This is a genomic window from Rheinheimera sediminis (assembly GCF_004005375.1).
Classification (GTDB): Bacteria; Pseudomonadota; Gammaproteobacteria; order Enterobacterales; family Alteromonadaceae; genus Pararheinheimera.
In genome coordinates this window covers 224,413-245,007 of sequence record NZ_RZUF01000001.1, presented here as the reverse complement: position 1 = coordinate 245,007, position 20,595 = coordinate 224,413, and the positions used below count along the sequence as shown (strand labels likewise).

General features: G+C 48.0%; 20 protein-coding genes. 18 read left to right on the top strand and 2 right to left on the bottom strand.

Features of this window, described 5'->3' with window-relative positions; all coding sequences use genetic code 11:
* Positions 1-520: 520 nt before the first annotated feature.
* The 11 genes from EMM73_RS01070 to EMM73_RS01020 all read left to right on the top strand — a co-directional run bounded on the left by EMM73_RS01070 (position 521) and on the right by EMM73_RS01020 (position 12,273).
* Positions 521-3,280: a TonB-dependent receptor gene (locus tag EMM73_RS01070; RefSeq protein WP_127684603.1), complete on the top strand. Its 2,760-nt coding sequence runs from the start codon at positions 521-523 to the stop codon at positions 3,278-3,280.
* A gap of 15 nt (positions 3,281-3,295) precedes the next feature.
* On the top strand, positions 3,296-4,795 hold the full coding sequence (locus EMM73_RS01065) for a tryptophan halogenase family protein (protein ID WP_127684602.1): 1,500 nt from the start codon (positions 3,296-3,298) through the stop codon (positions 4,793-4,795).
* A 12-nt stretch (positions 4,796-4,807) separates the two neighbouring features.
* On the top strand, positions 4,808-6,202 hold the full coding sequence (locus tag EMM73_RS01060) for a glycoside hydrolase family 30 protein (protein WP_127684601.1): 1,395 nt from the start codon (positions 4,808-4,810) through the stop codon (positions 6,200-6,202).
* Positions 6,203-6,318: 116 nt separating this feature from the next.
* Positions 6,319-7,182: an RNase RNM gene (gene rnm / locus EMM73_RS01055; protein WP_127684600.1), complete on the top strand. Its 864-nt coding sequence runs from the start codon at positions 6,319-6,321 to the stop codon at positions 7,180-7,182.
* A 69-nt stretch (positions 7,183-7,251) separates the two neighbouring features.
* Positions 7,252-7,872: an L-threonylcarbamoyladenylate synthase gene (locus EMM73_RS01050; protein WP_127684599.1), complete on the top strand. Its 621-nt coding sequence runs from the start codon at positions 7,252-7,254 to the stop codon at positions 7,870-7,872.
* Positions 7,873-7,907: 35 nt separating this feature from the next.
* Positions 7,908-8,729 (top strand): segregation and condensation protein A, encoded by an 822-nt coding sequence (locus EMM73_RS01045; RefSeq protein ID WP_127684598.1) that lies wholly within the window; start codon positions 7,908-7,910, stop codon positions 8,727-8,729.
* A gap of 421 nt (positions 8,730-9,150) precedes the next feature.
* Positions 9,151-9,732 carry an SMC-Scp complex subunit ScpB gene (gene scpB / locus EMM73_RS01040; protein WP_127684597.1) on the top strand — a complete coding sequence of 194 codons (582 nt, stop codon included), beginning with the start codon at positions 9,151-9,153 and terminating at the stop codon, positions 9,730-9,732.
* A gap of 3 nt (positions 9,733-9,735) precedes the next feature.
* On the top strand, positions 9,736-10,677 hold the full coding sequence (gene rluB / locus EMM73_RS01035; protein ID WP_127684596.1) for a 23S rRNA pseudouridine(2605) synthase RluB: 942 nt from the start codon (positions 9,736-9,738) through the stop codon (positions 10,675-10,677).
* Positions 10,678-10,870: 193 nt separating this feature from the next.
* Positions 10,871-11,065: a hypothetical protein gene (locus EMM73_RS01030; RefSeq protein WP_127684595.1), complete on the top strand. Its 195-nt coding sequence runs from the start codon at positions 10,871-10,873 to the stop codon at positions 11,063-11,065.
* A 115-nt stretch (positions 11,066-11,180) separates the two neighbouring features.
* The gene (locus EMM73_RS01025) at positions 11,181-11,885 is read left to right on the top strand and encodes an aspartate/glutamate racemase family protein (protein ID WP_127684594.1); all 705 of its coding nucleotides are present in this window, start codon (positions 11,181-11,183) and stop codon (positions 11,883-11,885) included.
* Between the two features lie 100 nt (positions 11,886-11,985).
* Positions 11,986-12,273 carry a hypothetical protein gene (locus tag EMM73_RS01020; protein ID WP_127684593.1) on the top strand — a complete coding sequence of 96 codons (288 nt, stop codon included), beginning with the start codon at positions 11,986-11,988 and terminating at the stop codon, positions 12,271-12,273.
* Here the strand turns inward: EMM73_RS01020 and EMM73_RS01015 are convergent.
* Together EMM73_RS01015 and EMM73_RS01010 are read right to left on the bottom strand one after the other, a co-directional pair.
* Entirely contained in the window at positions 12,270-12,599 is a 330-nt protein-coding gene (locus EMM73_RS01015; protein ID WP_127684592.1) for an EscU/YscU/HrcU family type III secretion system export apparatus switch protein, read from the bottom strand. The genes EMM73_RS01020 and EMM73_RS01015 overlap by 4 nt on opposite strands.
* Positions 12,600-13,155: 556 nt before the next feature.
* Positions 13,156-15,153, bottom strand: coding sequence for a hypothetical protein (locus tag EMM73_RS01010; RefSeq protein ID WP_127684591.1), 1,998 nt, complete (start codon positions 15,151-15,153; stop codon positions 13,156-13,158).
* A 156-nt stretch (positions 15,154-15,309) separates the two neighbouring features.
* Here EMM73_RS01010 and ccmA point away from each other — a divergent pair, with 156 nt between their 5' ends.
* From ccmA to EMM73_RS00975, 7 genes are read left to right on the top strand one after another with little or no spacing between them, the layout of a single operon-like run.
* Positions 15,310-15,936 carry a cytochrome c biogenesis heme-transporting ATPase CcmA gene (ccmA, locus tag EMM73_RS01005; RefSeq protein WP_222422562.1) on the top strand — a complete coding sequence of 209 codons (627 nt, stop codon included), beginning with the start codon at positions 15,310-15,312 and terminating at the stop codon, positions 15,934-15,936.
* Positions 15,930-16,595, top strand: a complete 666-nt coding sequence (gene ccmB / locus EMM73_RS01000; protein ID WP_127684589.1) for a heme exporter protein CcmB — start codon at positions 15,930-15,932, stop codon at positions 16,593-16,595. The genes ccmA and ccmB overlap by 7 nt, the downstream gene beginning before the upstream one ends.
* Position 16,596: 1 nt before the next feature.
* Positions 16,597-17,361 carry a heme ABC transporter permease gene (locus EMM73_RS00995; RefSeq protein WP_127684588.1) on the top strand — a complete coding sequence of 255 codons (765 nt, stop codon included), beginning with the start codon at positions 16,597-16,599 and terminating at the stop codon, positions 17,359-17,361.
* Positions 17,361-17,561 carry a heme exporter protein CcmD gene (ccmD, locus tag EMM73_RS00990; protein WP_127684587.1) on the top strand — a complete coding sequence of 67 codons (201 nt, stop codon included), beginning with the start codon at positions 17,361-17,363 and terminating at the stop codon, positions 17,559-17,561. Before EMM73_RS00995 ends, ccmD begins: the two co-directional genes overlap by 1 nt.
* Positions 17,562-18,056: a cytochrome c maturation protein CcmE gene (gene ccmE / locus EMM73_RS00985; RefSeq protein WP_127684586.1), complete on the top strand. Its 495-nt coding sequence runs from the start codon at positions 17,562-17,564 to the stop codon at positions 18,054-18,056.
* Entirely contained in the window at positions 18,053-20,032 is a 1,980-nt protein-coding gene (locus EMM73_RS00980) for a heme lyase CcmF/NrfE family subunit (protein ID WP_127684585.1), read from the top strand. The genes ccmE and EMM73_RS00980 overlap by 4 nt, the downstream gene beginning before the upstream one ends.
* Positions 20,025-20,594: a DsbE family thiol:disulfide interchange protein gene (locus tag EMM73_RS00975; RefSeq protein ID WP_127684584.1), complete on the top strand. Its 570-nt coding sequence runs from the start codon at positions 20,025-20,027 to the stop codon at positions 20,592-20,594. The genes EMM73_RS00980 and EMM73_RS00975 overlap by 8 nt, the downstream gene beginning before the upstream one ends.
* The last annotated feature ends 1 nt before the right edge of the window (position 20,595 follow it).

The following is a 20,595-nucleotide window of genomic DNA, read 5'->3' as shown; positions in this document are numbered from 1 at the left end:
AATACCACAACCAAATCGTAGGGGCAGGGTTTATCCCCGCCCGTGTTTCCTCGTCATATACCAAGGTGGGTATTGGTTTTATATCGCGGGCGACCATAAAGGTCGCCCCTACAATAATTCGGATGAACATCAGTTAATTGTTGGTTTGGGTTTACCCCCGCCCGTGTTCCACGTCACATACCAAGGAGGGTATTGGTTCAATATCGCGGGCGACCATAAAGGTTACCCCTAGAATAATTCGGATGAATATCAGTCAATTGTCGGTGCGGTTTTCCACATCACATATCACAACCCGCCAGGGTATTTCAGCAGTTCGACTTTATTCGAACCTTAATAAGTGAATTTTTTTAACGCGTTCGACCTGTTTCAAACGACAAGTAAAGATCCTTGGAGTAGGGTCAAATTGGCATAACAACATAAATACCCGTCGGCCTTGAAACTGCAGCTTTGTTGACTGCAATTTCAAGTGACTTGGGTATAAAAGAAACAAAGTTGGCATCAACAGGGGAAGGAAGACAATATGATGAAAAAAACCAAGTTAGGCAGTGCCATTCAACAGATCTTAGGTCTGGCTGTTGGCGTAACATTGCTGCCGTCGCTGGCGATGGCTCAGCAAGCTGAAACTAATACGCAAACAAAGCCGCAGGCTGATGAACAAATTGAAGTGATTTCTGTGATGGGCATTCGCCGCAGCATGGAAACTACTATTGATATCAAAAAGAATGAAAGCTCTATTGTTGAAGCTGTCTCTGCTGAAGATATAGGTAAGTTACCTGACCAGAGTATTGCCGAATCCCTGACCCGTTTACCCGGTTTAGCCGGACAAAGAGTGAATGGCCGGGTGCAGGTGATTTCAATTCGGGGTCTGGCGCCGGATTTTTCCACCACCACTTTAAATGGCCGGCAGCAAGCCAGCGCTGGTGATAACAGAGCTGTGGAATACGACCAGTATCCGTCTGAGCTGATTAATGGCGCTGTAGTGTATAAATCTTCAGATTTAGCCATAGCGGGTATGGGCTTGTCCGGTACTGTGGATATGCGCACCATTCGGCCTTTAACTCATGGTGAGCAAACAGTGGTGCTCAACCTGCGGGGCGAAAAAAGCTCTATTGAGCAAATGCATCCTGAAGTTTCAGCCAATGGCTGGCGCGGTAGCTTGTCTTATATTGACCAGTTTGCTGATGACACCATAGGTGTGGCTGTGGGTTTTGCCCATATGGATACGCCCACTCAGGTGAAGCACTACAAGGCCTGGGAGTGGAATACGGTAGAGTCTGCTTTAGAAGGCACAGAGAATGACGATGCTTTGGGTTTAGTAGGGCAGGAGGTGACAGCAGTAGCCCGCAGTCAGGTGCGCGATGGTGTGATGGCGGTGTTCGAGTACAAACCTAATGATCAACTGCACAGCACTATAGATACTTATTATTCCAGGTTTGAACAAGACGAAATTATGCGTGGCGTGATGTGGTTCACCAATCAGTGGACAGGCGATGGCATGCAGTTTGAAAATCCGACTTTCACTGAGTTTGGTGGCACTAAAGTGGTTCAAAGTGGCACCGCAACCAATCTGCGACCTGTGCTGAGAAACGACAACAACACTCGCGAAGATGAACTCAAAGCCATAGGTTGGAATACCAGTTACAAGCAAGACCGCTGGACTCTGGAGCTGGATTTATCCTATTCAGGCTCTGAGCGTGATGAGCAGGTACTGGAAACTTACGCTGGTATCAACAATGGCGGCTTTGATTCTATAGCTTTTGATTTGGTGCCGCGCGGTTTCCCCACCTACAGCCCAGCGACAGATTATACCGATGTTAATCAGGTGCAATTAAGCGACCCTGCTCCCTGGGGAGGTTGGGGTCACGATGGCTCTATTCGTTTTCCTCATGTCAAAGAGCAGGTGCGTGAAGCTGAAGCCAGCGGCCGTTATGATTTAACCGGCTCAGCCTTGGGCGATAGCTTTAGTTCTCTTGATTTTGGCCTGAACTTTATCAAACGTACCAAAGATAAAGTGGTGGACGACAATGATTTATTCCTTAAAAACGACAGAACTCCTGTTGCTGTGGATCCGTCCTTGCTGGTGCGCCCAACCTCTTTAGCTTTTGCTGGTATTCCTGGCGTGATTTCGTACGACATTTTACCCACAGTAGCCCGCTACTACGATATCAAACCTATTTTAGACACCAACAGATGGAATAAGGCCTGGGGTGTAGATGAGGAAGTGCTGACCAGCTATTTGCGGATGAATCTGGATACCGAAGTTTTTGGTTTAGCGCTCAAAGGCAACTTTGGTACCCAAGTGGTGCAAACCGATCAGCTGTCCAGCGGTTACCTTGCCAGTGATTATGATCCGGATAATCCTGCCACTTTAGTGCAGGTAGAAACCGGTGCTTCTTATACAGATGTGTTACCGGCGCTGAACCTGAGTCTGGAAGTGCTGGAGGATCAGTTTGTCCGTTTTGCTGCGGGTAAAACCATGGCAAGGCCACGGATGGATGAAATGCGCGCCAGTATTACCGCTGGTGTTGGCGTGGATTCACGGCGCTGGAGCGGCAGCAGTGGTAACCCTGAACTAGAACCATGGCGTGCTAAAGCGTTGGATTTAACTTACGAAGCCTATCTGGATGGCAGCACTTATATAGCTGCTGGTGCTTTTTATAAAAAGCTGGATAGCTATATCTACACCCAGAATTTTGACTTTGATTTTTCCAACGCGCCGAATAACTCCACCATTGAGCCTATCAGCCCTATTGGCAATATGAGTCGTCCGGCCAATGGCCAGGGCGGCAATATCAAAGGCCTGGAGCTGAGTATGTCCATTGATATTGGCAACTATGTATCTGCATTAGAAGGTTTTGGCTTTATTGGCAGCCAGTCCTGGTCGGATTCGAGTATTGAGCCTGATGGCCCTGGAACTTCAAGTAAGTTGCCGGGTTTATCAGACAAGGTGCGTGATTTAACGCTGTACTTTGAGCAAAACGGTTTCTCAGCCAGGGTCAGTCAACGCTATCGCTCTGAGTTCCGTGGCGAAGTAGTGCAGCTGTTTGCGACCCGTGGTTACACCGAAGTGCTGGCGGATAAACAAGTGGATGCACAGCTGAGTTACAGCTTTGATCAAGGCCGTTTTGATGGTATCACTTTGCTGATGCAGGTGAACAACCTGACCAACTCGCCTTACACCACCAGGCTCAATACGCTGCAGGGCGGTGGTAGTTATTTCCCTGAAGTCTATGAAGAATACGGCCGGCAGTTCCTGCTGGGCGTCAGTTACAAGCTCTAGTAGAAGGACGACACAATGCTTGAACCTATTCAGACCATTGTGATCGTCGGAGGCGGCTCATCCGGTTGGATGAGCGCGGCCTTACTGGCGAAACTGACAGGGCAGCGTTATCGGATTGAACTGGTTGAATCTGAACAGATTGGCACTGTAGGGGTTGGGGAGGCCACTATTCCTGCCATTAAGTTATACAACCATTTATGTGGAATAGATGAGCAGGAGTTTATTCGCGCAACAGGCGCCACCTTTAAACTAGGTATTGAGTTTGTTAACTGGGGGCAAAAAGGCGACAGTTATTTTCATGCGTTTGGCGCTTTAGGCCGGCAATGGGAGTGGCTGAGTTTTTATCAGTACTGGTTAAAGCTGAAGCAGCAAGGGCAGGCTTTGCCTTTTGAGCACTACTGTATTGCCAGTCAGATGGCGCAGCAGCATAAGTTTATGCCAGCAGACCCCACTAAGCCGAAATCGCCTGTCAGTGAAATTGCCTATGCCTACCATTTTGACGCTAGTTTGTACGCAGTGTATTTGCGCAAATTAAGCGAGCAGCGTGGGGTAATTCGTCACCAAGGCCTGATTAAGCATGTGGAGCGTGATGCAGTCAGTGGTCATATCCGGCATTTATTGTTGGAGGATGGCAGGCAAGTGGCCGGTGATTTGTTTATCGACTGCTCTGGGCTGCGCGCTTTATTGATAGGACAGACCATGGGCGTGGGCTATGACGACTGGAGCCATTGGTTACCCAATGACAGCGCATGGGCTGTGCCTTCGGCAGCACTTTCTGAGTTGCCGCCTTATACCCGCGCTACTGCTCATGAGTTTGGCTGGCAATGGCGTATCCCGCTGCAGCATCGCACCGGCAATGGTTTGGTGTTTAGCTCGGCTTATGCCTCTGATGATTTGGCGCAACAACGCTTGCTGCAGAAGCTGGAGCCGCAACACAGCGCTGAGCCACGGCTTATCCGCTTTACCACGGGTAAACGCAAACAGATGTGGGTGGGAAATTGTGTGGCTATTGGCTTGTCCAGTGGCTTTTTGGAACCTCTGGAGTCGACCAGTTTGCATCTGGTGCAAACCGCTATTACCCGTTTGGTGAATTTGTTTCCTGACCGCAGTTTTGCTCAGGCCAATACCGATCATTACAACCTGCTGGCTGCAGAGGAAATGGAGCAAATCCGCGATTTTATTATTGCGCATTACAAGGTGACAGAACGAGACGACAGTGAATACTGGCGCTATTTAAAGCAGATGACAGTGCCGGACTCACTGCAGCAAAAACTGGATATTTTTCAGGCCTATGGCCGGGTACATCGAGTGGCTGATGAGCTATTTCGCGAAGACAGCTGGGTGCAGGTGCTGTTAGGGCAGCGCCTGATGCCAGAGCGTTACGACCCTATGGTGGACAACAAAACTCTGGCTCAGATCGGCGATTTTGCTGCGTCGACAGCAGGAGTGATAACAGCTTGTGTGGAAAAAATGCCAACACATACAAATTTTTTAGCCGGTTTGGCCGCGCATTAACTGAGGTTTTTTATGCTAATTGTAAAAAAGCAGCTGGAGCTTTTGGCTCTGGTGTGGGTATTTATTTTGCCTTTTTCTGCACAAGCAGTCAGTGAGAGCTATTTATCCACAGCGGATAAAAAGCAGTTACTCAGCACTGACACTGGCTTATGGCAGCGGCCCCAGAACAAAACACTGCCGGTGTTGCAACTGGATGCACAGACTAAGTTTCAGCCAATGGATGGTTTTGGTTATACCTTGACCGGCGGTAGCGCTATGCATTTGATGGGGCTAACCGCAGAGAATCGTCAGCAGTTGTTGCAGCAGTTGTTTGGTGCAACAGGATTGGCGGTGAGTTATTTACGCCTGAGTATAGGTGCCTCAGACCTGGACCCTGCACCTTTTAGTTACAACGATTTGCCTGCTGGCCAGCAGGACCCTGCTCTTGACAAGTTTTCTCTCAAGGAGGACGAAAAATACCTGATCCCTGTGCTCAAACAAATACTGGCGATCAATCCGAAGATTAAACTGCTGGGCAGCCCCTGGTCGCCGCCGGTCTGGATGAAAAGCAATAATTCGACTGTAGGCGGAGAATTACTGCCAGAGCATTTTGGCAGCTATGCGTTGTATTTTGTCAAATACCTGCAGGCAATGCAGCAGCACGGTATTAGTCTGGACGCTGTGACTATACAAAATGAACCTCTGCACCCGGGCAATAACCCAAGTTTGTTAATGCCTGCTCTGGCTCAAGCCAACTTTATTAAAAATCATCTGGGACCGGCCTTTGCCAAGGCTAAACTTGCGACCAAAATTATTATTTATGACCATAATCCCGATCATGTGGATTACCCAATCACAGTGCTGAATGATCAGGACGCCAGGGTTTTTATTGATGGGTCGGCTTTTCATTTATACAACGGCAGTATTACTGAGCTGGATAAAGTGAAAAAGGCGCATCCGGATAAAAACATTTATTTCACTGAGCAGTGGGTGGGCGAGGGATCGGACTTTGGTGATTCGCTGATGTGGCATATGGAACATTTGATGATAGGTGCACCACGACATTGGGCCCGTAATGTACTGCAATGGAATTTAAGTTCGGATGCGAAGTTACAACCTCATACTCAGGGAGGCTGCAATAAGTGTTTGGGGGCTATAACCATTGACGGTCAAAAAGTCAGCCTGAATGTAGCCTATTTTGTGATAGCGCATGCCAGTAAAATAGTGCCACCGGCGTCGGTTCGTATCGGATCTGAAGCGACACTGGGTATTGGGCATGTGGCTTATCAACGGCCTGATGGCCGATATGCGTTGATTATTCAAAATGCTGCAACGGAAACCAAAGCCTTTAATGTGCAACTGAAAGGTGTGTTACAGCCCTATTCGCTGCAGCTACCTGGCCGTTCTGTATTAAGTTTGGTGCTTTAACAGCAGAACCCTTCTTTCGCTCTGAGCAACACAGCCAGAGCTGAAGGGGCTGCGTCTTTCTGGTCGCGACCGGCTTTCTGTGGCACAATGGCCGCCGTTTTGTCAGGTAGCCTGCTATGAAAATTGATTTACACAGCCACACTTATTGCTCAGATGGCGTATTAAGCCCAACTGAATTGGTTGAGCGCGCAGTCAGCAAAGGGGTGGATGTGCTCGCCATTACCGATCACGACACTATTGCAGGTTTAGCCGAAGCCCACGCCGCTATTGTGGAGAAGCAACTGCCTTTGACTTTGATCCCGGGTGTGGAGATTTCCACCAGTTGGTATGAATTTGAAATTCATATTGTTGGTTTACATATCAATACCCAATGTCCGGTATTTTTACAGCAGTTAGCCACTCAGCAGCAGCGCAGGGTAGAGCGGGCCGAAGAGATGGCGCGCCGGTTAGAAAAAAATAAAATACCTGATGTGCTGGAAAATGTATTAAAAATTGCCAATGGCGCCGCCTTAACCCGCACTCACTTTGCGCGTTATCTGGTGCAGATAGGCAAAGCCAGCTCGATGAACACTGTATTTAAAAAGTACTTAAGCCGCGGCAATACAGGCTATGTGCCGAATAATTGGGTGCCGATGCAAGAGGCTGTGCAGTGGATTTTAGCCGCAGGCGGCACTCCTGTTTTAGCGCACCCTTTAAAGTACAAACTGAATGGCCGTTGGTTGACCCGTTTGGCTGAAGAGTTTTCCGCCGCTGGTGGCAAAGCCATGGAAGTGGCTTCTGCACAAATGACGCCGGTGCAAAAACGTCAGGTTTGGATGCTGTGCCAGAAGTTTGGCTTAACGGCGTCTGCTGGTTCTGATTTTCATCAGGAAACGCCATGGAATGAGCTGGGCCGTCAATTGTATTTTACCGATGATGTAACCCCTGTATGGCATGACTGGCAGCTGCCACAGCCTGAATCAGCACAGCTTTCACCTTGATTTTTAACAAATTTATTGCTATTGCTTAACTATGCTTTAGTTACAAGTGCAGACAATAAGAAGAGTTTTATGAGCCAGTTTTTTTATGTTCACCCAGAAAATCCGCAGCAACGTTTAATTAAACAGGCTGTGCATATTATCAAGCAAGGTGGGGTGGTGATTTACCCTACAGATTCTGGTTATGCTTTGGGTTGCCATATAGGCGATAAAGCAGCGCTTGAGCGTATTTTACAAATTCGCCAGATGAGCACAGAGCATCACTTTACCCTGATGTGCCGTGACTTTTCTGAGTTGTCTGTCTATGCCAAGGTTGAGAATAGCGCCTTTCGCTTAATCAAAAACCATACGCCAGGTGCTTATACCTTTATTTTAAAAGGCACCAAGGAAGTTCCTAAACGTTTGCTCAATGACAAGAAAAAGACTGTAGGTTTACGTATTCCGCAAAACAAAATTGCGCTGGACCTGTTGCAGGAGCTCGGTGAGCCTTTGATGTCGAGTTCTTTGGTATTGCCAGGTAATGATTTTGCTGAATCTGATCCGGAAGAAATGCGCGACCAGTTAGAGCGTCAGGTGGATTTGATTATTCACGGTGGCGTAATTGCAGAAAACCACACCACAGTGATTGATTTATCTGAAGACAATCCAGTAGTTATCCGTCAAGGTGCGGGCGATAGTAGTGCTTTTGTCTAACAATTACTTTGGCTTGGAAATCCGGTTGAGCAGTAATGTCTGAGTCTTTAGCCGACAGCTTTGCCAGCCTGACGATACAGCAGCCTTTGCCGCTGGCTTTTGTGCGCGGTGAGGCTGTGCTGGACAAGCCGGAAGATTTGTATATTCCGCCTGAAGCCTTGTCGGTATTGCTGGAAAGTTTTGAAGGCCCGCTGGATTTTCTGCTGTATTTAATTCGCCGTCACCGCTTTGATATTGTCGATTTGCCGATCAACGAAATCACCCTGCAGTACATGGAATACATTGATTTAATGCAGGATATGAACTTTGAACTGGCAGCAGAGTATTTGCTAATGGCCGCTATGCTGGCGGAAATTAAATCACGTTTATTATTGCCGCAGCATGATTATAAGTCGGACGAAGAAGTGGATCCGCGTGCTGATTTAGTGCGGCGCTTGCAGGAATACGAAATTATCCGTAAAGCAGCCACTGACGTGGATTTATTACCACGCCAGGAGCGGGATTATTTCCCGGCCAAAGCTGGCTTGGACGATAACTTTGAGCCCTATGTGATTTTGCCTGAAGTGTCGTTACAGGAAATTTTGCTGGCACTGAAAGACATTGCTAAACGCGCCAAAGATTTTCAGCATCACCAGATTAAAAAAGAGCATTTATCCACCCGTGAGCGCATGAGTAAGATTTTGGAGTTGCTGCGTGGCTGCACAGACTACCTTGAATTTGCTGAATGTTTTGAATTATCAGAAGGCAGACAAGGGGTGGTGGTTAGCTTTTTGGCTATTTTGGAGCTGGTAAAGGAAAAGCTGATCCAAGTCATACAAGTAGAAGCTTATGGTCAGATCCACGTCAAGTTGGCATAATATGCCCTTCGTAATTGAAGCCGCAGCTTTGTTGACTTTGCATTCTCAATCTTGGTTTGATGAGGCGGGCGCGGATAAACCACGCCCCTACAGGTCGCCGCGCTGCAACTGCAATTACTTTGGGCATAATAACCAGCGTATTTGAAGCTACAGCGGCGTTGACTTTGCATTCTCAATCTTGGTTTGATGAGGCGGGCGCGGATAAACCACGCCCCTACAGGTCGCCGCGCTGCAGCTGCGATGATTTTGGGCATAACAACCGGCGTATTTGAAGCTACAGCGGCGTTGACTTTGTATTCTCAATCTTTGTTTGATGAGGCGGGCGCGGATAAACCACGTCCCTACAGGTCGCCGCGCTGCAACTGCAATGATGTTTTGGCTATTGGTTGTGATAACGGTCTGACAGATAAAAGGGAAGAGCATGGCGAAAAAAATTAACGAGCAACAACTGCTGCAGTTAGTCGAAGCCGCTATTTTTGCCTCTGATAAACCTTTGTCTGTGAATGACTTGCAAAGCACTGTGCTGGAAAGTTTTGAGTTAACCCGAAAACGTTTGCAGCAGGCTTTAGCGCAGTTGCAACAGGATTATTTAGGCCGGGGTATTCAGCTGATTGAAACCGCCTCAGGTTTTCGCTTTCAAACCCGTGCTGATTTAAGTGAATACCTTGCTTTACTCTGGCCAGAACGTTCACCGCGTTATTCCCGTGCTGTGCTGGAAACTTTGGCGCTTATTGCCTATCGTCAGCCAATCACCCGCGGTGAAATTGAAGAGGTGCGGGGCGTGACGGTCAGCAGTCAGATTATGCGTACTTTGCTCGACCGGGGTTGGGTTAAAGTGGTAGGGCATAAAGAAGTACCGGGCCGTCCTGGTTTGTATGCCACAACAGCGATATTTTTAGATTATTTTGGCTTAAAGGATTTAAGCGATTTACCTGCTCTGGCTGAGTTTCAAGCAACGCCGGATTTTTTTAACCCAGTCTCAATGACTGAAGAGATACATTAAATCATGAGTGAAAAACTACAGAAAGTGCTGGCGCGATCCGGTGTTGGATCCCGCCGCGAGATGGAAGAATACATCAGTGCTGGACGTGTGACCGTGGATGGCAAAGTGGCGACATTAGGCGACCGCATTAATGCCAATCAACAAGTGCGGGTCGATGGCCATCCGGTTAAAATTGCAGCAGAAGCTGAGCAAGTTTGCCGTGTTATTGCCTATCACAAACCTGAGGGCGAAATTTGTTCGCGTATCGACCCTGAAGGTCGTCCTACTGTATTTGACCGCTTGCCAAAAATTAAAGACTCGCGCTGGATTGCCATTGGCCGTTTAGATATCAATACCAGCGGTTTATTACTGTTCACTACAGATGGTGAAATGGCCAACCGTTTAATGCATCCAAAGTTTGAAGTAGAACGTGAATATGCGGTGCGGGTATTTGGTGATGTGAACGATGCAATGATCCAGAAGCTGCGCATAGGCGTGGAGCTGGAAGACGGTAAAGCCAACTTCAAGAAGATCAAAGCTATGGGCGGCGAAGGCATTAACCGCTGGTTCCACGTGGTGCTGACAGAAGGCCGTAACCGTGAAGTTCGCCGTATGTGGGAATCGCAGGGCGCTGTGGTGAGCCGCTTAATTCGTATCCGTTACGGTGATTTGTTACTGCCTAAGCATTTACCTGCTGGTGGTTATGCCGAATATCCGCTGGAAGATGTGAACTACTTACGTAAGCTGGTGCATTTATCGGCTGAGACCGAAAGTTTAATGAAACCAGAAGACCGTGATGAGCGTCGCCGTCGTATGGCAGGCATCAAGCGTGCAGTGCGCAAGCATCAAATCATGGTGCAGTCGGGTGTGAAGCCTGAAGTAGTGAAAGCAGAAAAAGCAGCTGCGGCCGAAAAAGCCAAAGCGAAAAAACCAAAACAAACGCAGAAAAAACGCACCCGCATCTAAGCTTTTGGTTGGGGTCAGGCCTTGAATGTTGAATTTTAATTCAACATTCAAGGCCTGACCCCAACCAACCCCACCTAAATTCTCATCAAATTCATTCAGTTAGCATTAATTTAGCTGGTCGGACATCAAAATGACGTTTTTGAGCGTCTAACTTGGTATCTGAATGAAATAAAAATGCCTGAGGAGAACTGCGATGAATGTACTTGAGCTGAAATTAGGTATGGTGTGTCAGACTAAAAAGGGTATAGGCGTGGTGAGTTGGATTGATGCTCAGGATAGAGCTGTGTATTTGTCGGATAGAGAGAATAAAGATCAGCATATAGCCGTATCTTTTGACGATTTGCAGGATGAACCTCAGTTGCATCAGAAAGCGGATGTGTATTACTAAGCTTGTGATAGCAGCCCTGTTTGGATAAAAACCCGTTGCTCCCATCAACGGGTTTTGTTGTTTATATATGCCAGCCTTGGTACTGTAACTTCATCATCCCCTTAGAGAAATATCAATGAAAACCATAGGGTTATTAGGCGGCATGAGCTGGGAGTCTACTATTCCCTATTACCGTCAGATCAACCAGTGCATTAAACACCAGATGGGTGGTTTGCACAGTGCCAAAATCATTTTGTACAGTGTGGATTTTGCTGAAATTGAACAGCTGCAGCGCAGTGGCGACTGGCACAAAGCTGGTGAGTTGTTGGCCTATGCCGCGCTCAAGTTACAGACAGCTGGTGCTGATTGCTTAGTGCTTTGTACTAATACCATGCACAAGGTTGCCGCCGTTATTGAAACTGCTGTGACTATTCCACTGTTGCATATTGCTGATGCGACGGCCGAAGCTATACAGCAGGCTGGGTTTCACAAAGTCGCTTTATTAGGCACACGTTTTACCATGGAGCAGGATTTTTATAAAAAACGCCTGACGGAGCTTTATGGTTTAGAAGTATTGGTGCCGGATGAAGAGGGCAGGAAGCTGGTGCATCAGGTGATTTATCAGGAATTATGCCTCGGCATAGTGAAGCCGGAGTCACGCCAGCAATATCAACAGATCATGGCGGATTTGGTGACACAAGGCGCAGAAGCTATTATTTTAGGCTGCACTGAAATAGCTTTATTGGTAAGTAGCGAAGATTGCGCTGTGCCGTTATTTGATACCACGGCTTTGCATGCGCAAAAGGCCGCCGACTATGCGTTATCCCCGTTTTCGCTGTAAATCTGTTGGGGTCAGGCCTTGAATGTTGAATTAAAATTCAACATTCAAGGCCTGACCCCAACCATGTGACCCCAACCATGGGTAGAATAAGGAATTGATGATGTTGTATTTATACCTTGAAGTGGATTTATCGGACGATGATGCCGATTTAGACGAAGTCGCACGGGATTGTGGTCACACCCTGCAACATCCAAAGCTTGCTGACTGGCATTTGTCAGGCGTGACTCAGTGGCATGGGCATGCTTGTCTGGAATTTCAGCTGGAGATGAAAGAGTCCATAGTGCAAGCAGAACTGCATACGCTGATCAGTGATATCAAAGTGCAGATCTCACACCCTGCGGTGTCGGCCAGCCGTACTATGCTGGTCAGTGATAAACAAGAAACTTAGCTTTTTAAATCGATACGCTGGTGGATATTGTGCCACTCGTCTGGGAATTTGCCCTGTAGCACATAAGAAAAGGCGATGAGCTCGGCGATAATAATGTAGAGCTCTTTGGGGATATCAGTGCCCAGCTCAATACGTTGCAGCACCTTCACCAGCTCTTCATCTTCATGCACCAGAACGCCATGTTCTTTGGCGGTGGCAATAATATCCTGCGCCAGTTCGCCATGACCTTTGGCCACAATCTGTGGTGCATTTTTACCATCATAAGCCAGAGCAACTGCGCTGGCGTCTATGTCTATGCTATCAGGGGTTTTAGTCAGGTCTTTCATTTGTATCCTAGAGAGCGTGTTAACGTATCGAGATTAAATTTTGTTCGCTCTGGCGCCGCTTTGAACGCGAAACGAGGAGCGAAGTTTAGTTATTCTAAATGAGCGACGAGTGAAGCTTCCGCTCCAGCTCACGCCCCTTACCTACATCCATGTAGGCAACAAAGAAGCAAAGCGCCGCCAGACGAACCCGAAGGGCAGCGCCTGGCCGGCCTTTCTGCTGCGTTAGCACTCGTTTATGTAGAATAACTAACCTGAACTCGGGATAACGAGTGTCGACCTTTGTTGATTTAATCAATAAAATCAAAGAAGTAAAAGTATGTTTTTAAAAAGCTGCACTATTTCCTGGCTGAATGCGCAGATTTTTATGGATCTCAAGGCGCTTTGTCGTACGCCATAGCAAGCTATGGCTAGACAGAGCAACGCAGAGAGGCGTTAAAAGATGCCTATTCAGTGGCGCGGCTTATCCCGAGTTCAGGTTAACTACACTGCACTCGCGCTGCCTTGCATAAAAACCGGCCAGACTGCTGCAAAAATAACCCTGAAACGTCAACACGCTCTACACCCGAATCGCCAGCAAGCTGGTGGTTTTAGGCATTAAACTCTCTGGGATTTTACCCAACTGACAATGGGCTTCTGTGACTTCTATACCCTGAATTTTGCATCTGTCCTTTAACAGCGGCAGGTATTTTTCGGCTAATAACTTCAGCATTGTGGTGTCGGTATACAACTGCAACGACAAGGACGAGCCAGATAACTTGCTGATCGCCAACAATTGCCCCAGCTGTTTTAAATCAAACTTCATCGATAACTGCCAGGCCACAGATTTGCCTTTGCCTTTTTCCTGTTCTTCTTCTTGCTGAGTAATAGCGATTTGGCAAAAGTCAGATACCTGCTGATTCTGGATCGGCAAGGTTAAGAAAATCTGCTGCAACGGATCTTTGCTTTGTTGTTCAAGTGTCGCTAACTGGGCTTGTTGCAGTGACGAGCTTTGGCTGGATAACTGCTTTAGCAACTGGCTGCTTTGAGTTTGATCGAGCTGTGCAACAAATTCTTTCAGTTTGTGATCTTTGTTTGGGCCTTTCTCGTTTTGCGGCAAACTTTGCCCCAAACGGCCTAATAATAACTGAATAGCGACAGCTAAGGTGCCAGCTGCAGTTTGCGGCAGAGCGACGTTTTGCAGCGGATTAAACTGTAACAAAGCCTGCAGTTGGGCTGGCAGTTGAGCCAGATGGGTCATCTTACTGGCATCAGGCTGACTTTGCCGCACCAGTTGTAAAATAGCTTTGACTGCCTCCGGTAATTCGGGCGTTTCAGCCAGATTTTCCCACTGTGGATTGAGCATAGGCAATAATTGCCGCCATGCCTGATTCAGCACAGCGGGCTCAATGTGCGGTTTTATAAATTTAGTTGCTTCGACTGAGCCTGACACAGTCAGGCTTGGTGCTGTTTTAGAGCTTTGCAGCTGCAACACTTTAGGTTGCGCTTCAATCACTATAGTTTTTTGCTCTGGGATAGCTTTCAGTTGTAACTGGCCTTGCGGTGTGAGTTGCAACTGATACTGAGGATCGGCCAGTTGTTGTTTCATCGCCAGCGGTATCGGCAACTGTTTTAGCTCGTTTAAACTCAATACAGTGCCAGATGCGGCGTTGGTCAGCTGTGGCAATACCAAAGGCAAAACCCGTTGCTGCACTGCAGCAGATAACGGAATACTAGTGTGCTGCTGAGCTGAGCCAGCTGCTGGTGTTTTTGTCGGTGCTGCAGTCGGCGCTGCGGTCTGTGCCGATACAGCAGTCTGCAGTTGAGTTTTTATCTGGCCTGATGTGGCTTCGCTTTTCAGCGCAACAGTTAGCAACTCAGGCGCTTTTGCGGATAATGGGCCAGAGTTTTTGCCCTGACTGGTATCAGCCGAAGCTGGTAGCAAGGCGGCTTTTGGCAACACCAGGCTTAATTGCCCGGCTTTTAACTGCAGTTTAGCCTCCAGCCATTGGCTTGGCGGCAAGCTTTGTAAGGCGGCAGGTAAAGGGAATTGCACTTTGTTTTGTCCCAACTGCAAAATCAGTTGCTGATCCTGACGCTGAATTTGTACTTGTATTTGTACAACTTTGGCCAGGTTAGTGCTTGGCTGGGTGTGCAGCTGGGCTGCCAATGGCGTGTTAAGTTGAGTGGTGAGTTGAGTACTGAGTTGGGCGCTGGGCTGTGCCGACATCTGCGCACTGAGTTGTGTCACTAACTGTTGCAATTGCGGCTGGGTTAACTGCACCGGCATAGGCTGAGGGCCGTTCTGACTGAGCTTTAACTGCAGCTGGCCTGACAAGGCCTGAGTCAATTGCACCATGAGCTGACCTTGCAAGGCCGGTAAATTCAGTTTGGCATCCTGAATCAGCACCAGACCAGCAGGAGTCTGTAGCTTTAACTGGCCTATGCCATCTTTGCCAATATTTAACAGCGCCTGATAGTTGTGTTCTTCCACCAGCACAGCAGCGGGTACAGCCCCTTTGGGTTGGGCACTTAAGGCGCTATCTATGGTTATCTGGTTCACTGATTTCTTTTCCATTGGCAGTCATCGGGCATTTCGTCAGACTTCTATCGGCTTACAGGCTTTGATCTGAAACATTAATTTCTACAAAGCCCAGTGTTTCAAGGTTATAGCGCATTCGTATTCTATTGCCAATATGCTAAGATGCCGCGACTTTTTTTGGGAGTTTGCCCTTTGTCGATAATTTTGGCCGCCGAAGCACTAAGCTGTGTCCGCCAGGACAGAGTGTTATTTGAAAACTTAAATTTTCAGTTAAGTGCAGGGCAAGTACTTTATATTCAGGGAAAAAATGGAGCCGGTAAAAGTTCGCTGTTGCGACTGCTGGCGGGTTTAAGCTCGCCTGAAGACGGTCAGATTTTATTCCATGGTAAACCTCTGAGTGCAGTTGCAGAGCATTTTGCGGAGCAACTGCTGTTTATCGGCCACCAAAGTGGCATTCATCCTCAACTGACCGCCTTGCAAAATTTAGCCTTTTGGTCTGCTTTAACCGCGCAGCAGCCTGCAGATCCTTATCAACTGTTGGGCTCTTTGGGTTTGGCTGGTTTGGAAGATATTCCCTGTTTTATGCTGTCTGCCGGACAGCAGCGCCGTGTCTCTCTGGCTCGATTGTGGTTCACAACTAAACCCCTTTGGATTTTGGACGAACCTTTTACTTCCTTGGATCAGCAGTTGATTGCCAAACTGGAACAGCATTTTTTACAGCATCTGGCCTCAGGTGGCGTCATTGTTTTGACCAGTCATCAGGCGTTGTCTGCTTCTTACCCAGAGCTTCAGGCGTTAGAACTGGAGTACAGATGGTGATGTGGCGCTCTTTAATTAAACGCGAATTACAATTGCTCGGTCGGCAAAAGGCAGATTGGTTGAATCCGCTGGTATTCTTTTTGTTGGTGCTGAGCTTGTTTCCGCTGGGCATTGGGCCTGAACCCGGCATGCTGAAACAAATAGCGCCAGGTTTAGTCTGGATTGCAGCGCTGTTAAGTGTGTTGCTATCTGCTGAACGCTTATTTAAAGATGATTACCGTTATGGGGTGATAGAGCAATTAGTAGCTGGCAGAGAGGGCTTATTCAGTTACGTCACGGCAAAAATTTGTTGCCACTGGCTATCCACTGGTGTGCCGCTTATTCTGGTATCGCCTTTAATCGCTGTGTTGCTGGGGTTAAATTTTGACAGTTGGCAGGTATTAGTAGTGACCTTAGTGCTGGGTACGCCCGTATTAAGCTTGCTCAGTGTGTTGGGCGCTGCGCTCACTATGGCGGCTGACAAAGGCGGTATATTGCAGGCACTGATTATTTTACCTTTGTATATTCCACTGCTGATTTTTGCCAGTGGTGCTATGGAAGCCGCAGCTACAGCTTTGCCTTACACCGGGCAACTGGCTGTGCTGCTGGCCTTTTTATTATTTGCCTTAGCGCTGGTGCCTCTGGCCGTGCGTCAGGCACTTCGAATGAATGTGGGGTAGTATGTTCCGTTGGTTAGATCCTTATGCCAAACCTGAAACTTTGTACCATTTGTGTGGCCGCTTATTGCCTTATTTGATGGGACTGGCTCTGTTTACCCTGCTGCTGGGCAATATCTGGGGCCTTGCTTTTAGCCCTGCCGATTATCAGCAAGGTGACAGTTATCGGATTATTTACATTCATGTGCCCTCAGCGATTTGGTCTATGGGTGCCTACAGTAGTATGGCTATTGCAGCTTTTATTGGTTTAGTCTGGCAAATCCGTGTGGCGCAGTGGGCTGTGCTGGCCATAGCTCCTATAGGTGCTGTCTATACCGCTATCGCTTTAATCACTGGTGCTGCCTGGGGTAAACCTATGTGGGGTACCTGGTGGGTATGGGATGCGCGTTTAACATCGGAATTAGTCTTGTTGTTCTTGTATTTAGGTGTCATTGCATTAGCTGGTGCTTTTTCCGAGGCTGCCCGTGGTATTAAAGTAGCGTCTTTGCTGGCCATAGTGGGGGTGGTGAACTTACCTATTATCCACTTCTCGGTGGAGTGGTGGAATACGCTGCATCAGGGCGCCACTATTACCAAGTTTGCCAAACCTTCGATTGACCCTTCTATGTTATGGCCACTGTTGATCAGCTTGTTAGGTTTTGCCTTGCTGCTGGCGGCTCTCACTTGTTTACGATTACGCAGTCAAATTTTAATCTTTGAACAGCACAGACCCTGGGTACGACAGCTGGTTGATGCCAAGGGTGACTCCAGTCAGAAGGAGCAAAACTAATGGCTTTTACATCCTGGGCAGACTTTTGGCAGATGGGCGGTTATGCACTGTTTGTCTGGCTATCTTTCGGTACAACTTATGCTTTGTTGCTTGGTCTGTGGTGGTACAGCAAGCGGCAACATCACTCTATACAACAACAAATCCGCGCCAAAGCAGCGCGGGAGCAACGGGTGCGGCAACATCAGGAGAGAGAGAAGTAGATGAATCCGAGACGTCAGAAACGCTTAGTGGCTGTAACAGCCTTTGTGTTGTTGTTAGGAGGTGCCATAGGCGCCATGCTGTATGCATTGCAGCAGAATATTGATTTATTTTACACCCCAAGCCAATTGATTGAAGGTATAGGCAAAGACAAAGTAAAACCTGAAGTGGGCCAACGCCTGCGTATAGGAGGCATGGTGGTGAAAGGCTCGGTGCGCCGCGCGCCGGAGTCACTGAAAGTCAGCTTCGATTTAGTCGACACAGGTCCTATAGTGACAGTGGAATACGAGGGCATACTGCCGGATTTATTCCGTGAGGGGCAGGGCATAGTAGCTCAAGGTGTGTTGGTGGATGCAACCACCATACTGGCCTCAGAGGTGTTAGCCAAACATGATGAAGAGTATATGCCACCGGAAGTGGCTGAAGCGATGAAGGGCATTAAGCATGTACCTCCATCACAGTTGTATAAAGAATCTGATAAAGGTCAGCAGCCATGATTGCAGAATACGGTCAACTGGCGCTGACGTTTGCGTTTTGTGTTTCTCTGGCCTTAGCTGTGGTGCCTTTGTATGGCAGCTTTAAAGGCAATCAAACGGCATTAGATCTGGGGAATCCTCTGGCTTATGCCCTGTTTTTTCTAACCGCTTTTTCATTCTGGGCTTTGTCTTATGCTTTCTGGAGCAATGACTTCAGTGTGGTCTATGTGGCCAGCAACTCGAATTCTTTACTGCCCTGGTATTATCGCTTAACGGCGGTCTGGGGCGGGCATGAAGGCTCGATGTTAATGTGGTTGCTGGTGCTCGCTGGCTGGACAGCTGCAGTAGCTTTATTTTCCCGCAGTTTACCTTTGCAGTTTCAGGGGCGGATTTTAGGCGTCATGGGCTTAATAGCGGTCGGTTTTTATGCCTTCGTGCTTTTCATGTCCAACCCTTTTATGCTCAGTTTGCCGTATTACCCTGTGGATGGTCGTGATTTAAATCCATTGTTGCAGGATTTTGGCATGATTATTCACCCACCCATGCTGTACATGGGCTATGTAGGTTTTGCGGTTTCTTTTGCTTTTGCCATAGCAGCGCTGATGGGCGGTAAGTTTGACAGTACCTGGGCTCGTTGGGCCAGACCCTGGACTTTAGCGGCCTGGATGTTCCTTACTCTGGGCATTATGCTCGGCAGCTGGTGGGCTTATGCTGAACTGGGCTGGGGCGGCTGGTGGTTCTGGGACCCGGTTGAAAACGCTTCTTTTATGCCATGGCTGGTGGGGACTGCGCTTATCCACTCTTTGGCTGTGACAGAAAAACGTGGCACCTTTAAATCCTGGACAGTGCTGTTGGCCATAGGCGCATTTTCCTTGAGTTTGTTAGGTGCCTTTTTAGTGCGGTCGGGGGTTTTAGTTTCAGTGCACTCTTTTGCAGCTGATCCGGACCGCGGCTTGTACTTACTGGCGTTTTTACTGGTGGTGATTGGAGGCTCTTTGCTGCTCTATGCCATTCGGATGAACTCAGTGCGCAGTCAGGCCCGTTATGAACTGTTTTCCCGCGAAGTGTTGCTGTGGGGCAATAACATTTTCCTGTTAACCGCTACTTTGGTGGTGTTGTTGGGTACTTTATTCCCACTGGTGCATAAAGAGTTGGGCTTAGGCTCTATTTCGATAGGTGAGCCATTTTTTAACCAGTTGTTTTACTATCTGGTGATCCCATTTTCCTTATTGTTAGGTTTAGGGCCTTGGGTGCGCTGGAAACAGCAGCAAGTACAACCTCTGTTAAAGCCTATGAGTTTAGTGGCTATCGCGACTTTAATTCTAGCTTTGGGAACTATGGCTGCCACTCAGAGTATTCAGGCCAATTTGGCTCTGCTAGGTTTGTTGTTGGGAGCCTGGGTTGGTTCATCTGCTATTTTCGAGTTGCTGCAGCGTTTACAGCAGTTTGGTTCTGTGAAACAAGGCTTAACTAAACTCAATGCCAGTCATTTCGGTATGACGTTAGCTCATATAGGTTTTGCTGTGCTGGTGGTTGGGGTTGCTATGACCAAAACCTACAGTGTGGAAACTCAGGTCCGAATGAAAGCTGGCGATCAGGTCGAGTTGGCCGGTTATCAGTTTAAGCTGGTGGAAGTTTATGACTTAAAAGGTCCGAACTACAACGGTGAAGCTGCTGAGCTGGATGTCAGTTACCAGGGCGACTACGTTACCCATTTACATGCGGAAAAACGTTTTTATAAGGTGCAGCGCAGCGTTATGACCGAAGCTGCAGTGCATGCCCGTTTAAGCCGTGATTTGTATGTGGCTTTAGGCGAGTCACTGTCTGAAGACAGCTGGGCTTTAAGTTTGTATGTAAAGCCTTTCGTGCGCTGGATTTGGTTAGGCGGTTTACTGATGTCGTTAGGTGGTTTAATTGCGCTTTGCGATAAGCGCTATCGCCGTCGCGTGGTTGAACAAAAAGATGCCACAGAACAAAAGGGCGCCGCTGATGCGTAAACTTGCATTTTTTATCCCATTTGCACTCTTTCTTGGCTTGTCGGTATTTTTGTTTAGTGGCTTGTTTTCTGACCCTATGGAACGTGAGTCCTCGGTATTGAACAAAGCATTGCCAGCCTTTGCTTTGCCGGATCTGCAGCGGCCAGACACTATATGGACTGAACAGAAACTCCAAGGTAAGCCTTATTTGCTGAATGTCTGGGGCACCTGGTGTGTGACCTGTAATGCAGAGCTGGCTTATCTGACCGAACTGCGTGAGCAGGGCGTGATGATCATCGGCTTGTACTATCAACAACCCAGTGATGCGGCTTTTGGCGAGGTATTTAACCTGGCTGAACTGCAACAGGAAGTGGCGCTGAAGCTGCAACAACAAGGCGATCCCTACCAGTGGAATATTCTGGATAAAGACCGCACGCTGATTTTTGATTTAGGGGTCACAGGTGCGCCTGAAACCTTTTTGATCGACGCCAAAGGTATTATTCGTTACCACCATGTAGGTGATATTAACCCGCAAGTCTGGCAACAGAAGCTGGCCGCTGCTTATCAAAGTTTGGAGGAGTAGG

Bases quoted from the DNA above. Each gene is read 5' to 3' on its own strand.
- EMM73_RS01070 (WP_127684603.1), top strand. From the start codon at position 521: ATGATGAAAAAAACCAAGTTAGGCAGTGCCATTCAACAGATCTTAGGT.
- EMM73_RS01065 (WP_127684602.1), top strand. From the start codon at position 3,296: ATGCTTGAACCTATTCAGACCATTGTGATCGTCGGAGGCGGCTCATCC.
- EMM73_RS01060 (WP_127684601.1), top strand. From the start codon at position 4,808: ATGCTAATTGTAAAAAAGCAGCTGGAGCTTTTGGCTCTGGTGTGGGTA.
- rnm (WP_127684600.1), top strand. From the start codon at position 6,319: ATGAAAATTGATTTACACAGCCACACTTATTGCTCAGATGGCGTATTA.
- EMM73_RS01050 (WP_127684599.1), top strand. From the start codon at position 7,252: ATGAGCCAGTTTTTTTATGTTCACCCAGAAAATCCGCAGCAACGTTTA.
- EMM73_RS01045 (WP_127684598.1), top strand. From the start codon at position 7,908: ATGTCTGAGTCTTTAGCCGACAGCTTTGCCAGCCTGACGATACAGCAG.
- scpB (WP_127684597.1), top strand. From the start codon at position 9,151: ATGGCGAAAAAAATTAACGAGCAACAACTGCTGCAGTTAGTCGAAGCC.
- rluB (WP_127684596.1), top strand. From the start codon at position 9,736: ATGAGTGAAAAACTACAGAAAGTGCTGGCGCGATCCGGTGTTGGATCC.
- EMM73_RS01030 (WP_127684595.1), top strand. From the start codon at position 10,871: ATGAATGTACTTGAGCTGAAATTAGGTATGGTGTGTCAGACTAAAAAG.
- EMM73_RS01025 (WP_127684594.1), top strand. From the start codon at position 11,181: ATGAAAACCATAGGGTTATTAGGCGGCATGAGCTGGGAGTCTACTATT.
- EMM73_RS01020 (WP_127684593.1), top strand. From the start codon at position 11,986: ATGTTGTATTTATACCTTGAAGTGGATTTATCGGACGATGATGCCGAT.
- EMM73_RS01015 (WP_127684592.1), bottom strand. From the start codon at position 12,599: ATGAAAGACCTGACTAAAACCCCTGATAGCATAGACATAGACGCCAGC.
- EMM73_RS01010 (WP_127684591.1), bottom strand. From the start codon at position 15,153: ATGGAAAAGAAATCAGTGAACCAGATAACCATAGATAGCGCCTTAAGT.
- ccmB (WP_127684589.1), top strand. From the start codon at position 15,930: ATGGTGATGTGGCGCTCTTTAATTAAACGCGAATTACAATTGCTCGGT.
- EMM73_RS00995 (WP_127684588.1), top strand. From the start codon at position 16,597: ATGTTCCGTTGGTTAGATCCTTATGCCAAACCTGAAACTTTGTACCAT.
- ccmD (WP_127684587.1), top strand. From the start codon at position 17,361: ATGGCTTTTACATCCTGGGCAGACTTTTGGCAGATGGGCGGTTATGCA.
- ccmE (WP_127684586.1), top strand. From the start codon at position 17,562: ATGAATCCGAGACGTCAGAAACGCTTAGTGGCTGTAACAGCCTTTGTG.
- EMM73_RS00980 (WP_127684585.1), top strand. From the start codon at position 18,053: ATGATTGCAGAATACGGTCAACTGGCGCTGACGTTTGCGTTTTGTGTT.
- EMM73_RS00975 (WP_127684584.1), top strand. From the start codon at position 20,025: ATGCGTAAACTTGCATTTTTTATCCCATTTGCACTCTTTCTTGGCTTG.